Raw genomic sequence first — 24,610 nt, 5'->3', positions numbered from 1 at the left:
ATATCAAGTTACGAATTCGATAAATCAAAAACAAATTTAATTACAACTTATAGGAATATACCAAGGCTTAGGTCCTGTTACATTCCTGTTATCCCCCTGCTATGTCCCTGTTATGTCCCTGTTATCAGCACTTAAGACCGGGCATTTTTTATTTTTTTCAGCGACGCTGTTCAGCATAAAAAAAGAGACCTGCTTAACAAAGCAGGTCTCTAAGTATTAAGAAGGAATTTCTTTTTAGTTGTAAACGAAATCCCCTTTTTCACTATTGATGGTAACTTGTTTTTGAGTACCGGTTTCTACGCGGCCAATAACCTTAGCTTCGATGTTGAAACTTTCAGAGATTGCAATGATATCCTGTGCGATCGCTTCAGGCACGTAAAGCTCCATTCTGTGGCCCATATTAAATACCTTATACATTTCCTTCCAGTCAGTGCCAGATTGCTCCTGAATCAGTTGAAATAGCGGTGGGACAGGGAATAAGTTATCCTTAATAACATGAACATCATCATTGATGAAATGAAGGACTTTAGTTTGCGCACCACCACTGCAATGTACAAGTCCGTGAATCTGACTTCTGTAACCCTCCAATACCTTTTTGATCACCGGCGCATAGGTGCGGGTAGGGGATAACACCAGTTTTCCGGCAGTTACAGTTGTGTTTTCGTTAATTTGAATCGGATCTGTTAATCCTTTCTTACCCGAGAATACCAAGTCGAATGGTACCGATGGATCAAAGCTTTCCGGATACTGACCAGCGACATCTTTATTAAATACATCATGTCTGGCAGATGTTAAGCCGTTAGAACCCATGCCGCCATTATATTCAGTTTCATAGGTAGCCTGTCCGCTCGACGATAAACCAACAATGACATCGCCCGCCTGAATGGTATGGTTGCTGATGACATCTTCACGTTTTAAGCGGCAAGTAACAGTAGAATCTACGATAATCGTTCTTACCAGATCACCCACATCCGCAGTCTCACCGCCTGTAGAATAGATAGAGATGCCTTGTTCACGCAGATCGGCCAGAATTTCTTCAGTGCCATTAATGACTGCTGCAATTACTTCTCCGGGGATCAGATTTTTATTGCGACCGATGGTAGATGACAACAAGATATTGTCTGTAGCACCCACGCAGATCAGGTCGTCCAGGTTCATGATGATTGCATCCTGAGCAATACCCTTCCAAACGCTGATGTCGCCCGTTGTTTTCCAGTATACATAAGCGAGGGAAGATTTCGTACCCGCGCCATCGGCATGCATGATATTGCAGTAAGCCTCATCGTTACCCAGGATGTCGGGGATGATTTTACAAAAAGCCTGCGGGAAGATTCCTTTGTCAATATTTTTGATGGCATTGTGCACATCTTCTTTTGAGGCCGACACCCCACGCTGATTGTATCTGTTATCACTCATGTTGCTGCAAAGATATTATAAAAGCCAAAATTAAGCTGGATTTAAGGCAAAAAAAAACCCTTCAAACGAATTTGAAGGGTTTAAATAGTTGGTTATGTTTATTTGATAAATAACAACTCTCTGAACTTAGGTAATGGCCAAACGCTGTCGTCAACAATTTGCTCCAATTTGTCAGTATGGTAACGGATAGTATCGAAGTACGACTTAACTTTCTCATCGTAAGAGATTGCTTTATCGCGAGTATCTTCGATATCATTGGTAGTTTTACGTTCTTCCAACATCGCATCAATACTAGTTTTAACTACATTTAAGTGTGTAGATAATTTGTTGATGATTGCCATTGGGGTAGCTAATAAATCTTCGCCAACACCAAGATCTTTCAATCCTTTTGCGTTTTCGATTAACGTATTCTGATAAGCAATAGCAGCAGGGATAATCATACTGTTCGTGATTTCACCCATTACTCTGGCTTCAATCTGAAGCTTTTTGTAATAGCTTTCCAACAAGATCTCATGGCGGGCGTGTAACTCGCGTTTAGAGAAGATATTGGTTTTAGTGAACAGGTCAGTAGATTTTTCACTTACGTATGCATCAAGGGCAGTAGGGGTAGTTTTGATGTTAGCCAAACCACGTTTAGCAGCTTCATCTTCCCACTCTTTGCTATAGCCATTTCCTTCGAAACGGATATCTTTTGATTCTTTGATGTATTTTTTGATTACTGTTAATAGCGCGATGTCTTTTTTCTCGCCTTTTTTAATCAGTTTATCTACGTCTACTTTGAATTTAACCAATTGGTCTGCTACGATTGCATTTAAAACAGTCATAGGTGCAGAAGAGTTGGCTGAAGAACCTACAGCACGTAATTCAAATTTGTTACCAGTGAAGGCAAAAGGTGAAGTACGGTTACGGTCTGTGTTATCCAATAAGATCTGAGGGATTTTAGGGATACCTAACCATAGCGCATTGTCTTCTTTGATTTTTTTGCTGATGCGTGAGTGTTCGATCTCGTCAAGAACTTCATTTAACTGTTGTCCAAGGAAGATGGAGATGATCGCCGGTGGCGCTTCGTTAGCTCCCAAACGGTGATCGTTGCTTACCGAAGCAATACTTGCTCTCAATAAGTCTGCATGCTCATGAACTGCTTTTACAGTATTTACGAAGAATGCAAGGAACATCAGGTTATTTTTTGGTGTTTTACCTGGTGCAAGTAGGTTTTTACCTGTATCAGTAATTAAAGACCAGTTATTGTGTTTACCAGAACCGTTGATGCCAGCATATGGTTTTTCGTGCAATAAAACTTTGAATTTATGTCTTAAAGCAACTTTTTCCATCAGATCCATCAACAATTGGTTGTGATCGATCGCCAGGTTGATTTCTTCATAAATAGGTGCACATTCAAATTGCATAGGAGCAACCTCATTGTGACGTGTTTTCAAAGGAATACCTAATTTTAAGGCCTCATTTTCGAAATCAACCATATAAGCGTAAACACGCTCAGGAATTGATCCGAAGTAATGATCTTCTAATTGCTGACCTTTTGCAGACATGTGTCCGAATAACGTACGGCCTGTTAAAACAAGATCCGGACGTGCATTATATAAGGCTAGATCTACAAGGAAATATTCCTGCTCGATACCTAATGAAGCGTTAACTTTAGTGATGCTTTTATCGAAATATTGGCAAACATCTACTGCAGCTTTATCCATAGCGTTTAAAGCTTTCAATAAAGGTGCTTTATAATCCAATGCTTCTCCTGTATAAGAAACGAATACAGTAGGAATGCAAAGTGTTTTTCCTGCCTGACTTTCCATGATGAATGCTGGTGAAGATGGATCCCATGCAGTGTAACCACGAGCTTCGAAAGTGTTACGGATACCACCGTTCGGGAAGCTTGATGCATCAGGTTCTTGTTGAACCAAAGCACTTCCTGCAAATTTTTCTATTGGACCATCGCTGCTAGGCTCAAAAAATGAGTCATGTTTTTCAGCTGTTGTTCCTGTTAATGGTTGAAACCAATGTGTGTAATGTGTAGCGCCTTTAGACATTGCCCAGGTTTTAATGGCTGTGGCAATATGATTTGCATCTTCATGATTGATCAATTCTCCCTGATCAATTGCTGAGCTCAGCTTTTCATAAACCTCTTTTGACAAGAAGTCTTTCATTTTCTTCTTATCAAATACATTAACACCAAAAAAATCAGAGATCTTATTAGATGGGGACTTAACCTCAGGAGAAACTCTGGATTGGGCTTCTTTTAATGCAATTGTTCTTAAACTTTTCATTGATTTAATTAGATTTCACCAAAAATAGTTTTTTAAAGTAAACTTTTACCAAATTGTTTGAAAAAAAATCAATTGTTTACAACTTTTTTTTGGTCGTTAGTGCTTTTTGATTAAAAAGTGGTTAAAAATGCTGCTAAATCCTTATTAGCAAGGGGTTGTGGGGCATTGGTGTGAAATTAAAATTTCTTAAATTTTTTATGGAATGTAGGTGAATTCATCATCATAGCTCTGAACTTAAAGAAATAAACCATGCTAAATCAATCAAACTTATACAAGACCGAGTGGCTTGATCTTGTATTTCAAAACAGGAACAAAAGTTATGGTGCTTATGCCTTGCGTGCAGCTTCGGCAAGCATGATGGGCCGGGCATTTTTTATTGCAGCACCCTTATTTATTTTGCTTTTTGTGGGCCCGGGTCTGGTTAATAGGTTTAAGAAAGAAACTCCGGCTGAACCTATGGACCGCGTGATTGAAGTAGATCAAATTGTTCTGCCGCCGGTTAAGCCTGTGGAACCTAAACAGGAACTGCCAAAACAGGAGCCAATCACAGAGAAAATCAAAACAGTTGCTTTGCCAAGTAAGATCGTGGTGACGGAGCAGCCGGCAAGGGATATTCCTATGCCAACCGTTGATGAGTTAAAAGGTGCCGTTGTTGGTGCCGAGACACATGACGGTAAAGAAGTAACTACCGAAGTAATTACTGGTGGACAAGCCTCGGCAGGTACGGGAGCTGTAGCTACACCGGTAGTTGATAACAGTATCCATGAGTCCAGCTCTGTTGATGTGTACCCTGAGTTTGAAGGTGGCATGAAAGCCTGGGCTAAATATATACAGCGAAATCTGCGTTACCCGGCACAAGCTGCAGAAGAGGGTATTCAGGGGAAGGTACTGATTAGTTTTGTGGTTGAAATGGATGGTTCATTATCCAATGTAACCCTGTCAAGGGGAGTAACAGGCAGTCTGGATGAAGAAGCCATGCGCGTAATACGCAAGTCTCCAAAATGGAGGCCTGGTAAACAAAGTGGCAGTCCTGTTCGTGTGCGCTATAACATGCCGATTGGATTTTCTCTCGGCAATTAAATAACATATTATGGGATTATTGCAGGGGTCTGAAAAATTAGTGTTCGACAGCTATTTTTCTACCTTTGCAATAATCCTTTTTCATTTAGAAATAGGACAAAAGGTTGTCTTATGTTTAATAAAATACACCACATCGCTATCATTTGTTCCAACTATACGGTTAGCAAAGATTTCTATACCCGTATCCTGGGTCTGGAAATACTGAGTGAGGTTTACCGCGCTGAAAGGAAATCCTACAAGCTTGACCTCGCTGTGAATGGCGTATATCAGATCGAACTGTTTTCATTTGAAAATCCACCCGCACGACCTTCTGGTCCGGAGGCCAGTGGCCTCAGACACCTCGCGTTTGAAGTCGACGATATTGAAGTTGTAATTGCCCGGCTGAATGCAGCGGGTGTGACGACCGAAAATATCCGGGTAGATGAATTTACGGGTAAGCGGTTTACGTTTTTTGCTGATCCCGACAATTTACCGCTGGAACTTTACGAAATTTAGGATGAGCAGTGTTTTCAGGTTTAAACAATTTGAAGTAGAGCAGTCGGGCACGGCCATGAAGATCAATACGGACGGTGTATTACTGGCCTCGATAGCTACACATGCAAAACCAATAAGGATTCTAGATATTGGGACGGGCACCGGGGTAATTGCGCTGATGCTGGCTCAGCGCTTTGCTGAAGCTAATGTTGACGCTGTAGAGATTGATGCCTTCTCTGCGCAGACTGCAGGATTAAATTTTAGCAATGCTCCTTTTGCTGAGCGTTTGGCTATTTACCACAGTGATATTCTTAATTTCAGTCCCGACGATCGTTATGACCTCATAGTTTCCAATCCCCCATATTTTGTAAACGATCTCAAAAATGAACTGCTGCAAAAGCAGATTGCCCGCCATGCAGATGAAGACTTTTTTGGTAATTTACTGAGAAAGGTATCGAGTTTGCTAACCGAGCGAGGTTTGTTTTGGGTTATTTTACCTGTTAAGACGGCCGATTGGGTTATTGAGCATTCGGTGCTGCATCAATTATATCCTTCCAGGATTATTTCTGTACATTCTGACGAAGAAAAGCCTGTAATTCGTAAAATCCTGTGTTTACAACTTGGTTTTACGGCTGTTTTAGAAGAACATTTTTATATTTACGCAGCGCGGAATACATATACAACAGCCTACAAAGAATTGCTGAAGGATTTTTTCCTGGCGTTCTAAGCTGCAGGTCGCCGTAATACAATTTTTATCCTTTTAAGATTTATCACAATGACCAAAATCGGCCTTATATCTGATACGCACAGTTTCCTGGATGATGCTGTATTTAAGCACTTTGCGGACTGCGACGAGATTTGGCATGCCGGCGACTTTGGTGATGGCGTTGCCGGGAAACTTGCCGACTTTAAACCCTTGCGTGGGGTATATGGAAACATCGATACCCAGGAAATCCGTTCTGAATTTCCAGAACACCTGCGCTTTAACTGCGAGCAGGTGGATGTCTGGATGACACATATAGGCGGATACCCCGGCCGGTATTCTGCTCAGGTTAAACCAGAAATTTACACTAAGCCGCCGATGCTATTTATCACCGGACATTCCCATATTCTGAAGGTGATGTTTGACCCGAAGAACAAAAGTTTACACATAAATCCCGGTGCAGCAGGAAAAACGGGCTGGCATAAAGTAAGAACTTTAATTCGTTTTTGCATTTCGGAAGAAAAAATACATACCTTAGAAGCCATAGAAATAGGTAATAGATAACGTAAAAAGTACACTAAGTAGGTATGAAAGGCATCAAAACACTCGGTCAGTTCATTATTGAGAAACAGGCTGATTTCCCATATGCAAAAGGGGAGCTCTCAAGATTATTAAGAGATATCGGCATCGCCGCAAAAATTGTAAACCGGGAGGTTAACAAAGCAGGTCTGGTAGATATCCTTGGTGAAGCCGGCACCATCAACATTCAGGGCGAAGGACAACAGATGTTGGATATCTTTGCCAATACGCAGTTTATAGCCGCATTGACCAGTGGGGGAGAATGCTGTATCGTTGCTACCGAAGAAGAAGAAGAATTTGTTCCTATTGATTCTCCGGTATCGAAAAATGCAAAGTATATTGTTTGTATCGATCCGTTGGATGGATCATCGAATATTGACGTGAATGTTGCTGTGGGTACTGTGTTCTCTATTCTGCGTAGAAAATCTGTTGAAGGTATGGCAACATTGCAGGATGTGCTACAAAAGGGAACAGAGCAGGTAGCTGCAGGTTATGTGATCTATGGTTCGTCAACCATGATGGTTTACACTACCGGAAAAGGTGTTAACGGGTTTACGTTGGACCCATCAATAGGGGAGTTCTGTTTATCGCATCCCGACATGAAGGTGCCTCAGGATGGAAAGATTTATTCCATTAACGAAGGAAACTATGTGCATTTCCCTGAAGGGGTAAAAAAATATTTAAAATATTGTCAGGTTGAAGATACTGCAACTAACCGTCCATATACGTCAAGGTATATTGGTTCTATGGTTGCTGATATTCACCGTAACCTGATTAAAGGCGGGATTTACATGTATCCTACTACTGCAAGTTCTCCAAAAGGGAAATTGCGTTTGCTGTATGAGTGTAACCCGATGGCTTTTATCATTGAGCAGGCGGGAGGTATCGCTTCAGACGGGTTAAACCGGATTATGGATATAGAGCCTGAAGAATTGCATCAACGTGGAGCGATCTTTATCGGTTCCGAAAAAATGGTGCGTATTGCAGAACAATTTATGGCTGATTATTCTCCTGTTCAGCCACTCAAGCAGGCAGTTGAAGAAAAGTTGGAAGACTTAAATATGGTTGGTGGGATAGACTAGAGCAAAGTAGCTCTGTTTTTTTCTGCTTCGAATTCGTGATCTATGGCAAGGGCAGCCTTATTTTTGGAGGCTGCTACTGCCAGCACGTCGCAACGCTCATTTTCGGGGTGTGCATTATGTCCTTTGATCCAGGTGAAGGCAACCTGGTGTTTCTTATATACATCGAGGAAACGGATCCAGAGATCTTTATTTTTTTTGTCTTTAAAGCCTTTTTTGACCCAGCCAAATACCCATTTTTTTTCTACAGAATCCACAACATATTTGGAGTCGGAGAAAACCATGACTTGTGCACCGGGAGTTTTAATACTGTTGAGACCTACAATTACGGCAAGTAATTCCATGCGGTTGTTGGTAGTCATGCGGAAGCCTCCGCTGAGTTCCTTATAATGGATTCCTGAGCGTAAAATCACGCCATAACCTCCTGGACCGGGGTTTCCACTTGCTGCGCCGTCTGTATAAATTTCAATCATAAGCCAGGCAAAGCTAAGTTTTTAGTGAAGATAATCCATTTGAATCCTTAATTTTATTAGGATAAGATTTATAATGCTCTGAAATGGATGATGTTATCAACTAATACGGTTTTTTTATCAAAAAAATTTGCTGGAGATATTAAAAATTGTACTTTTGTGGACGTTAAAAAAACACGGTGGTTTTAGCTCAGTTGGTTAGAGCATCGGTTTGTGGTACCGAGGGTCGTGGGTTCGAGCCCCATATTCCACCCGTTAGCCCTTTAAGATATCTTAAAGGGCTTTTTTATTTTTAGCCGATTTTTAAATCGCTGATTAGAGAAGATAGAGGCCAGTTTTTGGTTCGAGCCCTGTTTGGTACCCTGACGGGGTAGCATGGTTTAACTTGGAAGTTAACTCTCAAGCTGTTGTTAAACAGTATCTTGAGTGGTTTGTTATTTGATTTTTCTGGTTCGATGTAAGGTGTGTTACAAATAAATTATATTTAATTTTTGTCATTTGTCCAGTAATCAGTACAAATATGCTACCAGACGTACTCGCTAACTTTTCAACTGCAAGGTTCAGTGTGTCGATTTCGATCTCTCTACCATTCAAAGTATCCTGATAGGTTGATATTTTTCGCCTATCTAACATTTCACTTATTGACTTCACATCTTGACGTAAATCTCTTTCTTTAGCTTGACGGCACTTTTGGTAATGACAGCAATAAATTTTCCACTAACAAATTGGCACGTTCAGATTCACGTTTTTTACGGTAAAATACACTAACGTCAATCTCAAGTAAAGGACAGATGAGGTTGAATACACATTTGGTAATTACTTTTTCAAGATTATAAACTGACTGTTCTCTTCTTTAATGTTACCACAACAGCCGATTCCTCTGTGCCAGTTTTAAACTCGTTCCTATTTAATTTGCTATTCAGTTTGTTATATAGGATTTTTATATTTTTTATACATTGTAAGCCCTAAAAACCGTTCTAACTGTTCAGCAACTCTCTACGGCTCAGTGGCCAAATCCATTTCCACGCGCCAGAATATTTTATATCTGGAAGCTATTTCACTACGCTGTTGAAAATAAGTTATAAGCAACTGTGGTCGCTGTAAGAGGATTTTTATCTAAAGTCCTGAGAAATAAAAAAAGTTAAGGATTTCAGGACGTTTAAACAAAATAAATTAGGACGTTTAAACAAAACTTCAGTTTTTTTTTGAGTCTACATTTGTATAACGGAATAATATAAGAGGGGAAAGGAATAATTATCAAGGACCGCTTATAACTGCAGAATCTACGGTGTGTCACAAAATGACTTCTGAAGTAAACTTGTATTCAATGATAAAGCTAGTACTATACGCTTATGGAATTGAGCGAAAAAATAATTGAGCTAGCATTTAAGCGCAACTAGAATAAATCACTATTAATAAATATAAAATTTTAAAAAATGATAAATAATCAGAAAGACAGTAGTAAAGTAGCCATTATTATAGGAGGCAGTACGGGAATTGGAAAAAGTACAGCGATTAAAATTGCCGAACGTGGTGTTGGTGTGATCTTAACCTATAATACGAATAGAGATAAAGCAGAACAAACGGTTGCTGAAATTGAAAATGCAGGAGGTCATGCTGTGGCATTACTTTTAGATGCTGGGCGGAGCGAAACCTTTATTTTGTTTAAGGAAGCCATTCTAGAGCAACTCAAAAGCAAATGGAATAGGGAAACATTTCACTACCTTGTCAATAATGCAGGTTTTGGAGAGATGGCCTCGTTTGAGGCGACTACCGAAGAATTGTTTGACCGAAATGTGAGTGTTATGCTTAAAGCACCTTTTTTCATCACCCAACATTTATTACCATTATTGGAAGATGGTGCTTCGATTGTAAATACTACCAGTACAGCCGCTTTGGTTACAGGTATTGCAGATGGCGCATCCGCTTATGGTGCTGTGAAGGCAGGCCTTGTCGTACTTTCTAAATACATGGCTAAGGAGTTCAGTAAGCGAAAAATACGGGTGAATTCTGTAGCACCAGGACCTACAAAAACTAATTTTGCTGATTCAGGTTTTGAAAGATTTCCGGAATTCGTGGACATTATTGCAAATCAGACTGCGTTAGGAAGAGTTGGTGAGGCTGAAGATCTAAGTAAGGTGATCATTTCACTCCTATCAGATGACTTTGGCTGGGTTACTGGTCAGGACATTGAGGTGTCTGGAGGATTTCATCTGTAAATCAAAAGACTAAAAGCAAGCCAAAGCGTTGTCTTTGGCTTGCTTTATTTGTAGATTAGCTATTGAAGATATGGAATTTCAAACCAAATATATTACCCCAGACATCAAGCTTTCTTCTTACGAAGACAAGTTATTCAAATCTGAAGTTGCATTCAAACAACATATGCTAGTGTGGTTTATATCTGGGGAAACAAAGATTATCCAGGCTGATGAAAGTTACCTGTTTAAATCGGGAGATATTTTTCTGATCCCCAGAAATCAACTAGCAACGATTATTAATTACCCAAAAAATGGTTTCCCACATAAAGCAGTGGTCATGCATCTATCTACGGATAGGCTTAGGGAGTTTTATCTCAATCTTGATGTAAAAAGACAATCTGGTGGTGCCAAAAAAATCTTTTCTTTTAGCCATCATGCTTTATTGGAAAGTTGCCTTGCCTCGTTAATCCCTTATTTTGATCTAAAAGGGATAATGCCTGAAAATATTGCTGCTTTAAAAATCACGGAAGCGATTAGTATACTAAGAGCTGTTAATCCTGCTATTGATGGGGTCTTGGCAAATTTTGACGAGCCTGATAAAATTGATTTGGTCAGCTTTATGGAAAAGAACTACATGTTTAATATGCCTTTGGCAAAATTTGGTTACTTAACAGGTAGGAGCCTGACAACATTTAAGCGTGACTTTGGGAAAGCATTTAACAGCACCCCACAAAGGTGGCTCACTCGGAAAAGGCTGGAGCTGGCACATTATCAGTTTACAGAAAAAAATAAAAAACCTGTTGATGTTTATTATGAGATCGGTTTTGAAAATTTTTCGCATTTTTCATTCGCTTTCAAAAAATATTTCGGTTATTCTCCCACGGAGATATTTCAGTCAAATTTGTTGAAAAGATGACTTTTGTTGCATTGTAACTGTTGCCTAAGACGCGGTTCGCCTATTTCATATAATGCTCATTGTAAGGTCGTCTGAAAGTTTTTTACCAGAAAAGAAGTCTTAATTTTCGCTTGCTCAGTTCTAAAGGTTGAACACATCTACGATTGTTTGTCTAAACTTTAACAGCTGGAAAAAGTAATAAAATAATTTTTTGGACTACAACAAATTCTGTCGCACTATTTTAATCATCAAGAATTTTTGAAAAACTGCCTAATTCAATCAATTCGTCCAGAAAACGGTTCGAATTACGCACCGCCACTGACCCCAGTTTTGAAAGCAGTCTGAAAAGGCTGCTTTTTTTGTTTACGGGGTTCGAGTCCCTTCATCCGCACACTTTAATATACTCCGGATCAAGGGATCAAGCCGAATTCTTGGGGGGAATGAAATAAATTCTTTCTTTTGCACCTGAGGGGATTGAAGATTTCCCTTGACAGCAGCAGAGTAAAAACTTATTAGTCTATTACTTCCAGAAGGTATTCTGGACTATTTCGAACTAAAGGCAGTAGCAAAGGAATAGAAAGAATTTTCATCTTACTGTTTAAAGGTACCAATTTTCGTATTTTACACAGTTGGTTTTTTCGGGAGGGTTACAGATCTGTATCTTTTATAATCTTCAAAACATCATGTATAAAATCTTTACAGGATTAACTTGTCATGTATAAAAATTTAAATTATCTTTACATGACAAGAGTCTCATGTATAAAAACTTTGTATGAAGAAATTCGCGAAACTGAGCAGTGATATCCCTTTTAATAAATTGCCGCTATTGCCTCCTGATCAGATTAAAGTGGAGACAATTCCTGTTTTACGACAGGTCGTCCAATCTTCAATAGCGCTTTCGGAATTAAAAGGCCTAGCTTATACGCTTCCTAATCCTTCTATTCTTTTGAACGCTGTGATACTTAAAGAAGCGCGTATGAGTTCTGAAATTGAGAATGTGATTACTACTCATGATAAGTTGTATCAAGCACTATCTGCAAGTGGCTCACAAATAGATCATGCCACGAAGGAAGTTTTACGCTATAGGGAAGCTATGCTAGCAGGGTTTAATATGATCGTTCAAAAAGAATTTTTGAATACAAACGGAATACTGGCTATACAAGAAATACTTGAAGAGAATAAAGCAGGTCTCAGAAGATTACCTGGAACCTCATTAAAAAATGCTGTTACTGGTGAAGTCATTTACACTCCGCCGGATGATTATGATACAATCCTCACCCTGATGAAAAACTTAGAGTGGTATATAAACGAAACTGATGTACTTTCCCCATTGATCAAGCTGGCAGTTCAACATTACCAGTTTGAAAGCATCCACCCATTTTATGATGGTAACGGCAGGACCGGAAGAATTATTAATGTTCTTTATTTGTGCCTGCATGGACTTTTAGATAGTCCCGTACTTTATTTAAGTGACTATATCATTAAACATAAAACTGATTATTACAGATTGCTCGGAGAAGTTAAGACTAAGGACAATTGGGAGGAATGGATATTATTTATCCTGAAAGCTATCGAAGAAACTTCTACAGAAACTACTGATCAGATCAAAGCAATCAATCAGCTCTTTTTAAAATTGCAACATAAAATAAAGGAAGAAGCAGCTAAGCTTTACAATAAGGACTTATTAGAGCTGTTATTTGAGCAACCATATTGCAAAATAGAATTTGTTGTTGATCGACTTAACGTTTCCAGGATAACAGCTTCAAAATATCTTAACGGATTAGAAAAGATCGGAATATTGCATGCTAAAAAAGTATGGAAGGAAACCATATATATCAATATCGAGCTGTTTGAACTTCTGAAAAAATAGACTAAAAGGAGTGTTATAACATTACTATTAGTAATAAGTACTCAAAAATCAGGATTGTAGTAAAGCGGGGCTATAATTGATTCTCTATCTGAGATGCTGTAATCGATCATTGTCGACGACTTTAGAAAATTTGTTCAACAATTCCAGCAATTTCGGTTTGACGATATTTTGGCAAAACGGTTTTTCAGGATTACTATAATAATAGTTCAGATACTCTGTTTTGTTGAGTTTAAACTCATGAAAGTTCAACACTTCGGTAATGATGGGATCTGGAAATTCTTTTTGCAAGTGTTCCAACGCCTCGCCAGCCACACTCATTTGATGATCATCGAATGTATAAATAGCAGAGCGGTATTTATCTCGCATGGAATGACTGGACGTACAACTATGCGTATGCAGGTGGATGGAAATTAGTATAGCTAGAGAAATCTGCTGTTCATCAAAGGTGACCATTACTGCCTCAGAAAAGAATTCCGGTGCTTCGTCAGAGGAGATCCAGCCTTGTTGTACAGAGATGACACCTTTAAGAGAAAGAAATATGGCTTCAGTGCACCAGTGGCAACTTCCGCCCAATCCGATTGTCGATATTTTATTTAACATGGGTGCTCCTGTGATGATGTACAAAATTATGCATTCTATGTTTGAGATAACAAAACTTTTAGGGGTGCCATTACTTCATTCCTCCAAGATTCAGTAATGGCCTGATTTTACTAGTCATTGTCCTTATTTTAAAATCACCAGCGGGTAAATTTGAAGTTAAAATAGCGCTATGAAAAAAAGATACCTGTTTCTATTTTTATTATTACAATTAGTAACTGATGCAGCTAACGGACAGCCTTTGCTAAAGAAGCGCGTTGATGCATTGTTCCGGGGCACGGTTGATAAGAACACGCCTGGCTACGCAATCGCTATCCTGAAGCAAAATAAGATCTTGTATGCGGGCGGATATGGTTCCGCTAATTTGGACTATAAAATCCCTATAACGGTCCATTCTGCTTTCGATATCGCCTCAGTATCAAAGCAGTTCACGGCGGCCTGTATTGCGCTGCTGATTATAGATGGCAAGCTTGCACTAAATATGCCTGTTAGTGATTTTGTTCCAGAAATAGCAAAATACGAGGATACGATACGGATTATGCATCTGATATATAATACCAGCGGGATTATTGATTATCCCAAACTTCCGCGCCCAGGTGGAACTTCCTGGATCACCTTTAATTATTTTACCGTGGATGATGCAATCAGGGTCTCGCTGATTCCAGATACACTGGCGTTTAAACCCGGTACACGCTGGGATTACAGTAATACCAATTACATGTTGCTAACTAAGGTGGTTGAAAAGATATGTGGCATTCCTTTTAGTGAATTCGCCCGCAAACGGCTTTTTGAGCCATTGGGTATGTTACATACTAGTATTAATGATGACAATACAGAGGTCATCCCCAACCGGGTAACCCCATATAATCCCCGGTCAAAAGCATATGTTGATGCTTATCGTAAGGAAGGCATCAAGGTTAAGTACGGTAAGGGCTGGATTCAGCATGTGCGCAACGCCCCGCATTATGGCGGTAGTGGGGTCAATACTACAGTAACCGACCTACTTAAATGGGAAGCAAATTTCTTTAGTAGTTATTTTGGGGGCGAAGAGTTCTATAGATTGATGCACCAGACACATCAATTTGATAACGGCAGGGATAATCAGGCTTTTGGCTTATATAGCGGTATATTTAAGGGGCATGTTTATTGGGGCTGGGATGGAGGGGACTTCGGCGTCAGCTCACAAATTATACGTTTTCCGAAGGAAATGATCGCAATCATTGTGTTATCAAACAACGGTTCGGGCAATGCTGCGGATAGAGCGATGAAGATTGCAGGCTTTTTACTGAAATAGGATATAAAAAATACTCGACTAGTGATTTTGGTTGGGCATACGGAAGTAAGAGTGACTACAAACTTGCTAATAAAAAAATAGCCCTGTCCATTTCATTAGGCGTTGATGAACAGGAGCTGAGTTCTTAGTTAGAGTCCGGAACATTAATCTTATTTCCTTATTTTTACAGCATGGAGCCGCTAAAGGAAATGTTTAATGAGAGTTTTTATCGAAGGTTTGCAAGCGCTTTTTTAAAAGCAGACGCGAATTTCGATGCCGAAGCGTTTGTCAAAGATGTAACGCGCAATATGGAGTCGTTCTCTTTAAACGGTCGGCTCCGCAATACTTCTGTCGTTCTTCATCAACACATGGATAGGGATTTCGAAAGTTCACTGCCAGTTCTTTATGCCGCGGCGCCATTATTGCCCCGTGGCTATACTGCACTTGTGTTGCCAGATTTTGTTTCACTATATGGACAGGAGCATTTTGATATTTCGATGCAAGCTTTGCGCGATTTCACTTCGATGGGTTCTTCTGAATTTGGTGTTAGGACGTTCATCAAAGCCGATCCAAAAAGAGCGCTGACGATCATGGGGCGTTGGGCAAAAGATCCGGACGTGCATGTAAGGCGACTGGCTTCTGAGGGGAGCAGACCGCGACTGCCGTGGTCTTTTAAACTTGATGCGGTTATTCAGGATCCATCATTAACGCGCAGCATCCTGGAAGAATTGAAAGCAGATCAGGAATTGTATGTGCGTAAATCTGTCGCAAACCACTTGAATGATTATTCTAAAGATAATGTTGATTATTTGCTCGCCTTGCTGAAAGACTGGGATGTTAAACATATCCATACGGGCTGGATCATGAAGCATGCTAGTCGCTCGCTCATCAAAAAAGGGTCTCTCGCCGCACTGGAGCTATTTGGCTTTGCTGGGGGTGCTCATGTAGAAGTTAAGGAGCTTAGCTTAAAGCAGGAGGTTTTGAGATTAGGGGACACCTTAACATTTGGGTTTACCTTGAAAAGCAACGAGTCTGAAACACGGAAACTGGTAGTGGATTACGCTATTCATTACGTCAAGTCGGCTGGATCTGCTTCCAAAAAGGTTTTTAAACTTAAAGAGGTTGAAATGCTGCCGGGGCAGACGATGAGTATTGTTAAAAGTCAGGTGATCAAGGATTTCACGACCCGTAAACACTATCGTGGTAAGCACCTGCTGGAAATTATGGTCAATGGTGTAGTGATGTGTGCTACGAATTTTGAAATAGTTATATGAGGCACAATCAGATTTTATCTTTCAGGTTATTTGGTCACTCATTGGTTGACTTCAAGAACGATGCCCGCACGTAAAAAGAATAGCTTTAGGGTGCAGAATGACAATAGGAGGCGGCTATTACAGAGACTTAGTTATATTTGTGGCTCAACATTAGTAACAAGCACACATTAATTCAACCATTGCGCTCAATGAGAAAAATCATTTGTATAATTTTTTCGACCCTATGCATTGCACAACATCAGGTTGTGGCACAACAAAAACTAGATGTTTACTTGGATCATCTTTTTAAAAATCAAAAATTTATGGGCAGTGTCGCAATTGCTCATAATGATAGCATTATCTATTCCAAGGCAGTAGGGTATTCTGATGCTGCTAAAAAGAAAGATAATGAGAAAAATACCAAATTTCGTGTTGGCTCGGTAACCAAAACTTACACAGCCGTTCTGATACTTAAAGCAATAGAAGAACGCAAGCTCAAACTGGACGATAAACTCGTAACTTTTTATCCTACAGTAGCTAATGCAGATAAAATTACTATTGAAGAATTGTTAAAGCACCGTTCTGGGGTTTTTAACTTTACGGAAATAGAAGGGGAGGGTACATGGGAAGAACATTTCCACACAGAGCAGGAGTTTGTAGATTATCTCGCAAAACAGAAAAGTAATTTTGAACCTGGAAGTGATTATGAATACAGTAATTCGAATTATGCTTTGCTCGGATTCATCCTTCAGAAAATCTACAAACAGCCATTTGCTGCGGTACTTGTTGAAAAGATCTGCAAGCCGCTTAATTTGCTTAATACCTATTATACTTTTGAAGTAGATACGGCAAAAAATGAGGCATTATCTTACAATATTCAGGACACCTATCTGAAAAATGGAAATGTAAATTTCTCTAACCATCCTGCCAGTGGAGGAATTGTTTCTACTCCGACAGATGTCAATAGATTTCTTTTCGCGCTATTTAATAAACAGTTAATTACTACTCAAAGCCTGGAGGCTATGCTGCCAGTTGATAAAGGGGCGTATGGATTTGGAATAGAGAAGCTTAAATTTGATAATCCAATGGGGTATGCTCACGGTGGTAGAGTAGAAAATTACTTTTCAAATTATTGGTATTTTCCAAAGGAAAATGTTGGTGTTGTTGTGCTTGCCAATGCGGTAAATATAGACGTTGACGTAATCAGTACGGCCTTGCTAAAATCGGCGTATGGAACAATGCCTGAATTGCCCAACTTCAACCACATCAGCAACATGGCTGATACAGCGTTCAATGAAATTAAGGGAACCTATTTCAGTAAAGATCAAAAGGAATCAATAACTATTTCCTCAGACGGAAAATATCTGGTCTTTCAGAATTCGAGACCTGGCCAGGACTATGTCTATTTTGAATATAAAGGAAATCAGGTGTTTCAATACGATAGTATTGCGCTTCAGTTTTTTCCTAATAAACACGAGATGATGCTGAAACAAGGTGCTGAACAGATAATTTACAGAAAATCCGTTAAGAAGTAATCGGTATATCTGTTAATATTTGCCGATACCATGATGAATTTTTCAACTGACGTGCTAAACAAAGTTAATTGACACGCTAAACAAAATCCCCGGGTTCGTGGTACGCTAAATTTGTCCTATAACATTTAAATTAAATTAACATGGAACAGGATAATTATCAGGGCGCATTACAGCTCCCGCTAGGAACTGGCTTTAATGCTGCATCGACTGCAAGTGATGTAATTAAAGGAATCGATCTGACAGGCAAAATTGTTATTGTAACAGGAGGCAATACTGGTATTGGGTTGGAAACAACAAAAGCACTTGCTGGGGCCGGAGCAACAGTAATCGTACCTGCCAGAGATCTGGAGAAAGCAAAAAAGAATTTGCAAGGTCTTGAAAACGTAGAATTAGAATCTATGGATCTGATGGATCCAGAATCTATTGATGCTTTTGCAGCAAGATTTATTGCTTCTGGCAGGCCGCTGCATCTGCTGATTAACAATGCTGGAATTATGTGGGTTCCCTTGCAGCGCGACGCTCGTGGAATTGAATCGCAATTGGCCACCAATTATCTGAGTCAATTTCAGCTTGTAGCAAGGCTGTGGCCGGCTCTTAAACTGGCAAATGGAGCGCGGGTTGTCAATGTGTCCTCATCCGGACACCACATTGCACCTTTTAATTTTGAGGATCCTAATTTTGAACACAGAGAATATAAAACACTTGATGCTTACGGACAGTCAAAGTCAGCCAGTAACCTTTTTGCGCTCGAGCTGGATCATCGTGGTAAGAAAGATAAAATACGGGCATACGCTCTGCATCCGGGATCTATTTATGGCACAGAGCTGGCCAGAAATGCTGATGTCGAGTTGTTTAAACAAATGGGGTTCTATAATGAACAAGGTGAGATCCGTGCGGAAGTGATTGCCGGCTTAAAAACCATACCACAGGGCGCTGCTACAACAGTTTGGTGTGCAACGAGTCCAATGCTGGATACTATTGGCGGCGTATATTGTGAGGATGCAGATATTGCTGAATTGGATACAAGCAATTTAGGGCTTCATAATAATATGGAAGTAAAAGGCGTAAAGCTTTACACGCTGGATAAAAATAATGCACAAAAACTTTGGGATTTAACTGTTGAAATGACCGGAGTTTCGATAGAAAACGGATAACTTTATACAGATGGAGCATCTGTCCAAATACCTAACCAAAGACATCAAGCTATCCAGTTATGAGGATAAGCTGTTTAAGTCAGATCTCATCTTTGAGGATCATATGCTGGTGTGGTTTATTTCGGGTGAAACGAAAATCATACAGGCAGAGTCAACGTTCAATTTCAAAACTGGAGATATTTTTCTGATCCCGAGAAATGAACTCGCAACAATCATTAATTATCCAAAAGACGGTTTGCCTCATAAAACGGTAGTGATGCATTTGTCGACAGACCGTTTGAAGAAGTTTTATGAGCACGTAGCGGTAAACAAAACTATAGAAACAGCGCCGAAGATCTACAGTTTTAGCAATCATCCATTGCTGGAAAGCTGCATGGCCTCATTGATTCCTTATTTTAGCGTGGCAGGAGAATTCCCGGAAAATCTTGCCGCGTTGAAAATTGAGGAGGCGATAAATATCTTACGCTTAATTGATCCCGGTGTGGATCGTGTTTTGGCTAACTTTGATGCGCCCGGAAAGATAGATCTCATCAATTTTATGCAGCATAATTTTATGTTCAATATGCCGCTAGAGAGATTTGGATACCTGACGGGACGCAGCTTGTCTACTTTTAACAGGGATTTTAAGCAGCTTTTTGGTACTACTCCGCAACGGTGGCTCAGCGATAAAAGGTTGTCGCTGGCCTATTATCACTTAGCGGAGAAAAAGAAAAGGCCAACTGAGGTCTACCTTGAAGTCGGTTTTGAAGACCTGTCGCACTTTTCGTTTACGTTTAAAAAGAAATATGGCATGTCACCAAATCAACTTTCAAAAAATAGCCACAATTAGCGGTTCGGCGGGTTGCCAAGCGCGAGGATTCGTTCTTTGTATTGCCTCGGAAGAATCAGGTTTCTTATCGTTTTTTGTAGTCCGAAACGTTGAGTCAGCTTATACAACCTTAATATCGGTCTGATTGGTTTTCCGGATCCCAACAATAGCAATTCATTTACGCTGGCCGGTACTGTTAATGCCTGTATCTGACGCATCAGGAAATATCTGGGACATCCCAGATGTTTCTTGTATTGTTTAAACAGATCTTTTGAGTGCCTGCTATAAGTCAGATCTTCCTGTAACTGACGCCGGTGAGCAAGCTGCCAGGCAGAGAAATTTAAAGGAAGTCCGGATATTCCCATTCGTTTGCCCACCCTGTAGAAGGTGTTAAACACTTCATCTTTTTCGGCGTGACTGAGTTTGCGTTCCAATATTTCAAAAGATCGTATCGAATAGTTAATCAGCATAAATAATACATCACGGTAGGCCCAGTCGGGAATAGTTGAAGCCCTTGCATTCTCCACATTTTTGTGGATCATTGTAATCTGATCTATCGCTGCGTTAGCATCAACTGCAGAAGAGAAAATTATCCGCTGTGCGTAAACAACTGTTGAAAACAAACGCGCTAAAGGATCTTTTGGCAGTTTACCGGTAAAATAAAGCCAATCGACGGCCTTATTCAATGCGAACTCTGCCGCGGCACCCGCAAAGATAAATAAGATCACATCCGTATTGCCCCATATTTTTCGGACAACAGAATCTTTGCTTACAAAGCCCTTATTAAGGATCTTTTCAGCTGTATTTTTTGAGGTGGGATCTAATTCCCCGGTTGCTGTAGTCATGGTTTTGCTATTAAGTAATTTCGGTTGGAAAGTAGGCTGATGACTTGTTCTTTAAGGTTTTTTCGATTCATTGCATTGACGTTGATCAGGTAAAAAGGATGATGCCCGGTGGCGTCTTTCCACCGCCATTCAAGTTGGTCGACTGTACTTGTAGTACCACTGTCAAACCACCAGGCAGCATAGATTTTATCTTTTCCTTTCACTAGCAAAGCGGTATAAATATCCGAATGTCCTATTCTTTCTTTCTTGATTTGCTTGAAGTCGTAACCGCTTCCTGTCCAGCAGATTTTAGGATCATGACCGGGCACATAAAAAGGAGTAGGCTTAATATAAATCAACAGGTCGTCATTCTCGAACTTAGAGATTCCTGTTTTTAGCAGATTTTTTTTGAAGCCTGTTAGTTGGATATTTTCGTTTACTGTAATCAACGTATCTGCCGTTACAATTCTGGTACCTGCAAAAATCAAGCTGGCAATCAGGGTAAATTGCAATACAGGATGTCGCAGTGGATTAAGGGCTAAATCTTGTTGATACTTTTCCTGCGGTATGTGAACACCTTGGCGACTGATCGATGTTTTTAAGCCAAGTACTAACGGGAGAATAACGTAAATAACCAAACATAGTATGCCAAATAATTCGTGAAAAAACGTGCCGGGCATAATCTTAAATATAACCAGCAGAAAAATCCTGAAAAAATTACCACATATATTTAAGACGATTGTAAATAGAAATAGTGCAGCAACCCATAAAAAATTAAGTGAACGGCCACTCTGCTTTTGGTATTGGACGATTAAAAACAGGCAAAGAATGAGGGAGATGATCAACATATTTAAACCTGCACAAACAGGATCCACGGCAAAGCTGTATTTTTCCAGTTCGATCTGATTACCTACCGCCGTAGCATGAATGCCCATGCTGTTGAGTAGCGCTGCAACTCTGCCCGTAAGCCATAGCCTGATTGAGAAATCTACAGTTCCAAAAATGTATTTAAACACTGGTGATATCAGGAAAAGTAGAAAAAGGAAAGCCTCTGTTAATTTGCCAAAGTTACTTTCGAGAAACAACAGCGTGCTAAATAGTAGCGCTATGAAAAATGTAGTGTTAACAGGAAGGCAAATCGCTAATATAAGGGAACCAACTGCTGGAAGCAGGTATCGCATGGACAGTCGATTGCGCTTAATCCGACAAATGAAAGGAATCAGGATCAGTCCGGCATACAGATTCAAATCCCAATTGAGGTAGCTGGGCAGAAACCAGAGTATAATCGTCAGATATGCCAGACTTATCCCTAGTAAAGGAGAAGCTAAGCCTGGCTTATTTAGGTTTATAGCAATCATAAAGCAGTATTTATTATTCTTTTTCTATGGAGAACATAGGCAGCAGTACCAATGCATAAGATAAATAACACCCATTCATGTGGCTCAGGAACCGCGCCTGATGATTTCATAGATGCATTTTTCAGACTGTTTTTGTTTGCCTCAATATCAAATCTGTCGTAGTCCTTCTGAGTTTCCAGCACGATTAAGCTTGATACAGGAGAGACAATAAATGCTTGCTCGGCTTCTCCGATCAATTCTGGCCGGATGTAGTTTTTGGAGAAGAAGTCCGGACCTACCTTTTTCATGATATCATTATACGCGAATAGACGCAACAAATGGTCTGGAGCATTTTGCGATTTGATAACGCCCGTTTTCCTGATCATCATGCCCGCATCTTCAATAACTACAATCTGTTCATTCTCTTGATTTTGAATAAAAATATGTTTGCTTAACGTTTTGCCCAGATCTGAAATTGTTCCGGTTTCAACGGTGAAGACACGAAGTTCTTTAAGTGCTTTTAGGTACGGGCTTTCCAGCGGACCGAGATTGAAAACCTGCAGGCGTTTAGGTGTTTTTAAATAGGCAACCAGTTCCTTTCCAAAAATACTATCATCAAGATCACCTAAGTTGGGCGATTGGAAGCCTCCTTTTGAAATCAGTAATGACCGCTCAGGGCTGCTTATTTCCTGAATAGGAAACAAACTGAAATTATATCGCGTTAATTTGGTAAACAATGCATCTCGATTCAGCACATTAAGTCTGATCATTTTATCGTCGAATACATAGATTGCTTTTCCCTGCGCATTTGCCCAGATAGTATCAAACTCCGCTTTTGTCCAACTACTGTTAATGTCGAGATAAAGATGCTGGGCGGTAAATGAGCGATATCTTTTATTGTAATTTTCTAATTGATATCCCGCGCCAGCGAAAGAAAATGCTGCTGTCGACAATGGTGTTGCTGCACAAGATATCTCTACAGCGGACTGGTCGTTTTCTGACTGATATACCTCTGGACTTGTTTGTGTGAAAGCTGAAGGAAGTCTTAAGTCCTTAATGGGTCCCGAATGTGTTAATTGTGTGATTTTAGATGCGTTACTTGCCATCGGTCCATCAAAAGATATTGGCTGATAGATAAGTTGGTTACCTTTTTTAAGCATCGGACTTGTAACGCCGATCTTGAATTTCCGGTTTTCCTTGGGTGTGCATGGAAATACGCGTACGGTGATTGTATTTCCTTCCTGCCAATGGATTACTGAAGGATCATGCCTTTCTATGCCGACGATGGTTCGGTAGGCAGAATCTGCCTTTGCCTTGGTGCTGAGTCTTGACTTTTCTTCTTTTCCGTCAATCCAGAGTGATAGTGAGGAAACAACAGAACCTTCGGTGAGGTGGAAGGTGTAAATGGCTTCCTGATTACTCCATTGAGATTTAGCGTTGTTCCTGATGCTCAATGTTTTTTCGGTATAAGCCATCCGGTATGCCGGATATAATTTGATGTTGCTAACAACGCTGATTGTTTCGAGATGATCGCCCGCCCAAAGTCTGTCCTGTGCCTGATGTCTGGCCTGGTACATGGATTTCAATATCTTAATTCGATCTTGTTCATCAAGATTGGGTCTTTTGAAAAGTAGTGTGGCAATTACCACCAATGGATCATGTTGTTTCTGCTCGTCAAAAGAAGAGCCCGGCATCGGTCCCCAGAACAAATGATCTAAATCTACCTCATGATATACCAGTCCGGTCTTTAGCAAACGTTCGGTCATGAAGTCAGGAGTAAGTTGTTGACTCACCTGAATCCATGCCGGAAGCTTAGGCTCATTCAAAGTATTATGATCGATTAAAGTGTTGATTTCTTTGTTGGTATGAAACCATTTTACCGAAAAAGCCGTAGCAAGTAGTATAGGTAACAAAAAACCTAAGCTGACTGAATACCAGAGTTTTTTATCTTCCCGAATGGCTCTGATAACAACTGCAAGCGCAGCAGCTGCCAGAAAGGCGGGAACAAAACTGTGAATAGAAATCCCTATTGCTAACAGTCCGACCAGGCTGATCAGGTATAAGGGAAAAAGATAGATGGCGTAGTAGATGAATAGCACCAGCGCTGAACCAAGGACAAAAAATATGCTGTTTTTCCATAATCTGCTGGCCGACGCATTTAAATTTGAAGCCAGCAGGATTGCAATTGTTGACAATATGATCCAGACTGAGCACCAGGTTACTGAGGCATCAAATACATTCATTTCCCGGTTCAGTGCAAATGCGCTAATAAACAAAAGCACCAGTAGGAGTACGGTATGGCGGAGATCACCTTTGCTCCATTTCCATTTGTATGCTTTAAACCAATAGGCGATCAGGTAAATCTGATAAACTGCGGCGATGCTATAATTTATTACAAATATTCCAGCTCCAATATCAGATACGATATTAGTTGTCAGCGCAAAAATGAGAAATGAAATTGCGACCAGAATAATTCCGGTTTTGTAAACCGGATCTTTTAGGTTGAGGTTAAAAAACTGTTTCATAGTTTTATTTTTTGAAAGTGCTTTGTTTTTCAAAGTTGGTAACGATAAAAAATAGCAGAAGCCTGCTGTAGTTAAAGTACTTTGATATTCAAAGTAAATACATTATTTCGAACATTCCAAACAATTTATGTTCAGATAGGTGAATAGTGGTTTAGGGGGCATGCTATTAATATGTCGGGCGAAAACTTTTTTTATTTAATAATTTGATAACAAAAATCACGTGCTGATTATCTAGCGGTAGTTACTTTTGCATTATCT

21 protein-coding genes and 1 tRNA gene are annotated in these 24,610 nt (G+C 40.0%); 14 read left to right on the top strand and 8 right to left on the bottom strand.

Annotated features, from left to right (window positions below):
* Positions 1–234: 234 nt before the first annotated feature.
* Together CLV32_RS07715 and CLV32_RS07710 are read right to left on the bottom strand one after the other, a co-directional pair.
* Complete coding sequence (locus CLV32_RS07715) at positions 235–1,416, bottom strand: AIR synthase related protein (RefSeq protein ID WP_133554132.1); 1,182 nt, start codon at positions 1,414–1,416, stop codon at positions 235–237.
* 98 nt (positions 1,417–1,514) lie between these two features.
* The gene (locus CLV32_RS07710) at positions 1,515–3,698 is read right to left on the bottom strand and encodes a glutamine synthetase III family protein (RefSeq protein ID WP_133554130.1); all 2,184 of its coding nucleotides are present in this window, start codon (positions 3,696–3,698) and stop codon (positions 1,515–1,517) included.
* A gap of 249 nt (positions 3,699–3,947) precedes the next feature.
* On the opposite strand from CLV32_RS07710, the gene CLV32_RS07705 reads away from it, so the two are divergent.
* The 5 genes from CLV32_RS07705 to fbp all read left to right on the top strand — a co-directional run bounded on the left by CLV32_RS07705 (position 3,948) and on the right by fbp (position 7,616).
* Complete coding sequence (locus CLV32_RS07705; protein WP_133554128.1) at positions 3,948–4,778, top strand: energy transducer TonB; 831 nt, start codon at positions 3,948–3,950, stop codon at positions 4,776–4,778.
* 111 nt (positions 4,779–4,889) lie between these two features.
* The gene (gene gloA2 / locus CLV32_RS07700; RefSeq protein ID WP_133554126.1) at positions 4,890–5,273 is read left to right on the top strand and encodes an SMU1112c/YaeR family gloxylase I-like metalloprotein; all 384 of its coding nucleotides are present in this window, start codon (positions 4,890–4,892) and stop codon (positions 5,271–5,273) included.
* Complete coding sequence (locus CLV32_RS07695) at positions 5,200–5,979, top strand: tRNA1(Val) (adenine(37)-N6)-methyltransferase (protein ID WP_243732260.1); 780 nt, start codon at positions 5,200–5,202, stop codon at positions 5,977–5,979. The genes gloA2 and CLV32_RS07695 overlap by 74 nt, the downstream gene beginning before the upstream one ends.
* Positions 5,980–6,027: 48 nt before the next feature.
* Positions 6,028–6,519, top strand: coding sequence for a metallophosphoesterase family protein (locus CLV32_RS07690; RefSeq protein WP_133554122.1), 492 nt, complete (start codon positions 6,028–6,030; stop codon positions 6,517–6,519).
* Positions 6,520–6,542: 23 nt separating this feature from the next.
* On the top strand, positions 6,543–7,616 hold the full coding sequence (fbp, locus tag CLV32_RS07685; RefSeq protein ID WP_133554120.1) for a class 1 fructose-bisphosphatase: 1,074 nt from the start codon (positions 6,543–6,545) through the stop codon (positions 7,614–7,616).
* Here fbp and rnhA read toward each other — a convergent pair.
* The gene (gene rnhA / locus CLV32_RS07680) at positions 7,613–8,086 is read right to left on the bottom strand and encodes a ribonuclease HI (RefSeq protein ID WP_133554117.1); all 474 of its coding nucleotides are present in this window, start codon (positions 8,084–8,086) and stop codon (positions 7,613–7,615) included. The genes fbp and rnhA overlap by 4 nt on opposite strands.
* Before the next feature lie 175 nt (positions 8,087–8,261).
* On the opposite strand from rnhA, the gene CLV32_RS07675 reads away from it, so the two are divergent.
* A tRNA-His gene (locus tag CLV32_RS07675) sits at positions 8,262–8,337 on the top strand.
* 145 nt (positions 8,338–8,482) lie between these two features.
* Here CLV32_RS07675 and CLV32_RS23465 read toward each other — a convergent pair.
* A complete protein-coding gene (locus CLV32_RS23465) occupies positions 8,483–8,794 on the bottom strand; it encodes a ketopantoate reductase C-terminal domain-containing protein (protein WP_394346172.1) in 312 nt (103 codons plus the stop codon).
* 725 nt (positions 8,795–9,519) lie between these two features.
* Between CLV32_RS23465 and CLV32_RS07665 the strand changes: the two genes are divergently transcribed.
* The 3 genes from CLV32_RS07665 (at position 9,520) to CLV32_RS07655 (ending at position 13,046) form a co-directional block, all read left to right on the top strand.
* A complete protein-coding gene (locus CLV32_RS07665; protein ID WP_133554113.1) occupies positions 9,520–10,302 on the top strand; it encodes an SDR family NAD(P)-dependent oxidoreductase in 783 nt (260 codons plus the stop codon).
* A gap of 70 nt (positions 10,303–10,372) precedes the next feature.
* Positions 10,373–11,197, top strand: coding sequence for a helix-turn-helix domain-containing protein (locus CLV32_RS07660; RefSeq protein ID WP_133554111.1), 825 nt, complete (start codon positions 10,373–10,375; stop codon positions 11,195–11,197).
* 751 nt (positions 11,198–11,948) lie between these two features.
* Positions 11,949–13,046 carry a Fic family protein gene (locus tag CLV32_RS07655; RefSeq protein ID WP_133554109.1) on the top strand — a complete coding sequence of 366 codons (1,098 nt, stop codon included), beginning with the start codon at positions 11,949–11,951 and terminating at the stop codon, positions 13,044–13,046.
* A gap of 84 nt (positions 13,047–13,130) precedes the next feature.
* On the opposite strand, the gene CLV32_RS07650 is transcribed toward CLV32_RS07655, so the two are convergent.
* Entirely contained in the window at positions 13,131–13,646 is a 516-nt protein-coding gene (locus CLV32_RS07650) for a peptide-methionine (S)-S-oxide reductase (RefSeq protein WP_208110972.1), read from the bottom strand.
* A gap of 169 nt (positions 13,647–13,815) precedes the next feature.
* Between CLV32_RS07650 and CLV32_RS07645 the strand changes: the two genes are divergently transcribed.
* The 5 genes from CLV32_RS07645 to CLV32_RS07620 all read left to right on the top strand — a co-directional run bounded on the left by CLV32_RS07645 (position 13,816) and on the right by CLV32_RS07620 (position 19,687).
* A complete protein-coding gene (locus CLV32_RS07645; RefSeq protein WP_133554107.1) occupies positions 13,816–14,937 on the top strand; it encodes a serine hydrolase domain-containing protein in 1,122 nt (373 codons plus the stop codon).
* A 170-nt stretch (positions 14,938–15,107) separates the two neighbouring features.
* On the top strand, positions 15,108–16,190 hold the full coding sequence (locus tag CLV32_RS07635; protein WP_133554105.1) for a DNA alkylation repair protein: 1,083 nt from the start codon (positions 15,108–15,110) through the stop codon (positions 16,188–16,190).
* 302 nt (positions 16,191–16,492) lie between these two features.
* Positions 16,493–17,704, top strand: coding sequence for a serine hydrolase domain-containing protein (locus CLV32_RS07630; protein WP_166641905.1), 1,212 nt, complete (start codon positions 16,493–16,495; stop codon positions 17,702–17,704).
* Between the two features lie 140 nt (positions 17,705–17,844).
* Positions 17,845–18,858, top strand: coding sequence for an SDR family NAD(P)-dependent oxidoreductase (locus CLV32_RS07625; RefSeq protein WP_133554101.1), 1,014 nt, complete (start codon positions 17,845–17,847; stop codon positions 18,856–18,858).
* A gap of 10 nt (positions 18,859–18,868) precedes the next feature.
* Positions 18,869–19,687 carry a helix-turn-helix domain-containing protein gene (locus CLV32_RS07620; protein ID WP_133554099.1) on the top strand — a complete coding sequence of 273 codons (819 nt, stop codon included), beginning with the start codon at positions 18,869–18,871 and terminating at the stop codon, positions 19,685–19,687.
* Here CLV32_RS07620 and CLV32_RS07615 read toward each other — a convergent pair.
* From CLV32_RS07615 to CLV32_RS07605, 3 genes are read right to left on the bottom strand one after another with little or no spacing between them, the layout of a single operon-like run.
* A complete protein-coding gene (locus tag CLV32_RS07615; protein WP_133554097.1) occupies positions 19,684–20,511 on the bottom strand; it encodes an oxygenase MpaB family protein in 828 nt (275 codons plus the stop codon). The genes CLV32_RS07620 and CLV32_RS07615 overlap by 4 nt on opposite strands.
* Positions 20,508–21,848, bottom strand: a complete 1,341-nt coding sequence (gene xrtN, locus CLV32_RS07610) for an exosortase N (RefSeq protein ID WP_133554095.1) — start codon at positions 21,846–21,848, stop codon at positions 20,508–20,510. Before xrtN ends, CLV32_RS07615 begins: the two co-directional genes overlap by 4 nt.
* Entirely contained in the window at positions 21,845–24,352 is a 2,508-nt protein-coding gene (locus CLV32_RS07605) for an XrtN system VIT domain-containing protein (protein WP_133554093.1), read from the bottom strand. The genes xrtN and CLV32_RS07605 overlap by 4 nt, the downstream gene beginning before the upstream one ends.
* Positions 24,353–24,610: the final 258 nt, after the last annotated feature.

The organism is Pedobacter duraquae (assembly GCF_004362245.1).
Taxonomy (GTDB): domain Bacteria; phylum Bacteroidota; class Bacteroidia; order Sphingobacteriales; family Sphingobacteriaceae; genus Pedobacter; species Pedobacter duraquae.
This window is presented reverse-complemented; position numbering and strand designations above follow the sequence as displayed.

Excerpts from the sequence above, each read along its gene's own strand:
- CLV32_RS07715 (WP_133554132.1), bottom strand. The coding sequence starts at position 1,416 with ATGAGTGATAACAGATACAATCAGCGTGGGGTGTCGGCCTCAAAAGAA.
- CLV32_RS07710 (WP_133554130.1), bottom strand. The coding sequence starts at position 3,698 with ATGAAAAGTTTAAGAACAATTGCATTAAAAGAAGCCCAATCCAGAGTT.
- CLV32_RS07705 (WP_133554128.1), top strand. The coding sequence starts at position 3,948 with ATGCTAAATCAATCAAACTTATACAAGACCGAGTGGCTTGATCTTGTA.
- gloA2 (WP_133554126.1), top strand. The coding sequence starts at position 4,890 with ATGTTTAATAAAATACACCACATCGCTATCATTTGTTCCAACTATACG.
- CLV32_RS07695 (WP_243732260.1), top strand. The coding sequence starts at position 5,200 with ATGAATTTACGGGTAAGCGGTTTACGTTTTTTGCTGATCCCGACAATT.
- CLV32_RS07690 (WP_133554122.1), top strand. The coding sequence starts at position 6,028 with ATGACCAAAATCGGCCTTATATCTGATACGCACAGTTTCCTGGATGAT.
- fbp (WP_133554120.1), top strand. The coding sequence starts at position 6,543 with ATGAAAGGCATCAAAACACTCGGTCAGTTCATTATTGAGAAACAGGCT.
- rnhA (WP_133554117.1), bottom strand. The coding sequence starts at position 8,086 with ATGATTGAAATTTATACAGACGGCGCAGCAAGTGGAAACCCCGGTCCA.
- CLV32_RS07665 (WP_133554113.1), top strand. The coding sequence starts at position 9,520 with ATGATAAATAATCAGAAAGACAGTAGTAAAGTAGCCATTATTATAGGA.
- CLV32_RS07660 (WP_133554111.1), top strand. The coding sequence starts at position 10,373 with ATGGAATTTCAAACCAAATATATTACCCCAGACATCAAGCTTTCTTCT.
- CLV32_RS07655 (WP_133554109.1), top strand. The coding sequence starts at position 11,949 with ATGAAGAAATTCGCGAAACTGAGCAGTGATATCCCTTTTAATAAATTG.
- CLV32_RS07650 (WP_208110972.1), bottom strand. The coding sequence starts at position 13,646 with ATGTTAAATAAAATATCGACAATCGGATTGGGCGGAAGTTGCCACTGG.
- CLV32_RS07645 (WP_133554107.1), top strand. The coding sequence starts at position 13,816 with ATGAAAAAAAGATACCTGTTTCTATTTTTATTATTACAATTAGTAACT.
- CLV32_RS07635 (WP_133554105.1), top strand. The coding sequence starts at position 15,108 with ATGGAGCCGCTAAAGGAAATGTTTAATGAGAGTTTTTATCGAAGGTTT.
- CLV32_RS07630 (WP_166641905.1), top strand. The coding sequence starts at position 16,493 with ATGGGCAGTGTCGCAATTGCTCATAATGATAGCATTATCTATTCCAAG.
- CLV32_RS07625 (WP_133554101.1), top strand. The coding sequence starts at position 17,845 with ATGGAACAGGATAATTATCAGGGCGCATTACAGCTCCCGCTAGGAACT.
- CLV32_RS07620 (WP_133554099.1), top strand. The coding sequence starts at position 18,869 with ATGGAGCATCTGTCCAAATACCTAACCAAAGACATCAAGCTATCCAGT.
- CLV32_RS07615 (WP_133554097.1), bottom strand. The coding sequence starts at position 20,511 with ATGACTACAGCAACCGGGGAATTAGATCCCACCTCAAAAAATACAGCT.
- xrtN (WP_133554095.1), bottom strand. The coding sequence starts at position 21,848 with ATGATTGCTATAAACCTAAATAAGCCAGGCTTAGCTTCTCCTTTACTA.
- CLV32_RS07605 (WP_133554093.1), bottom strand. The coding sequence starts at position 24,352 with ATGAAACAGTTTTTTAACCTCAACCTAAAAGATCCGGTTTACAAAACC.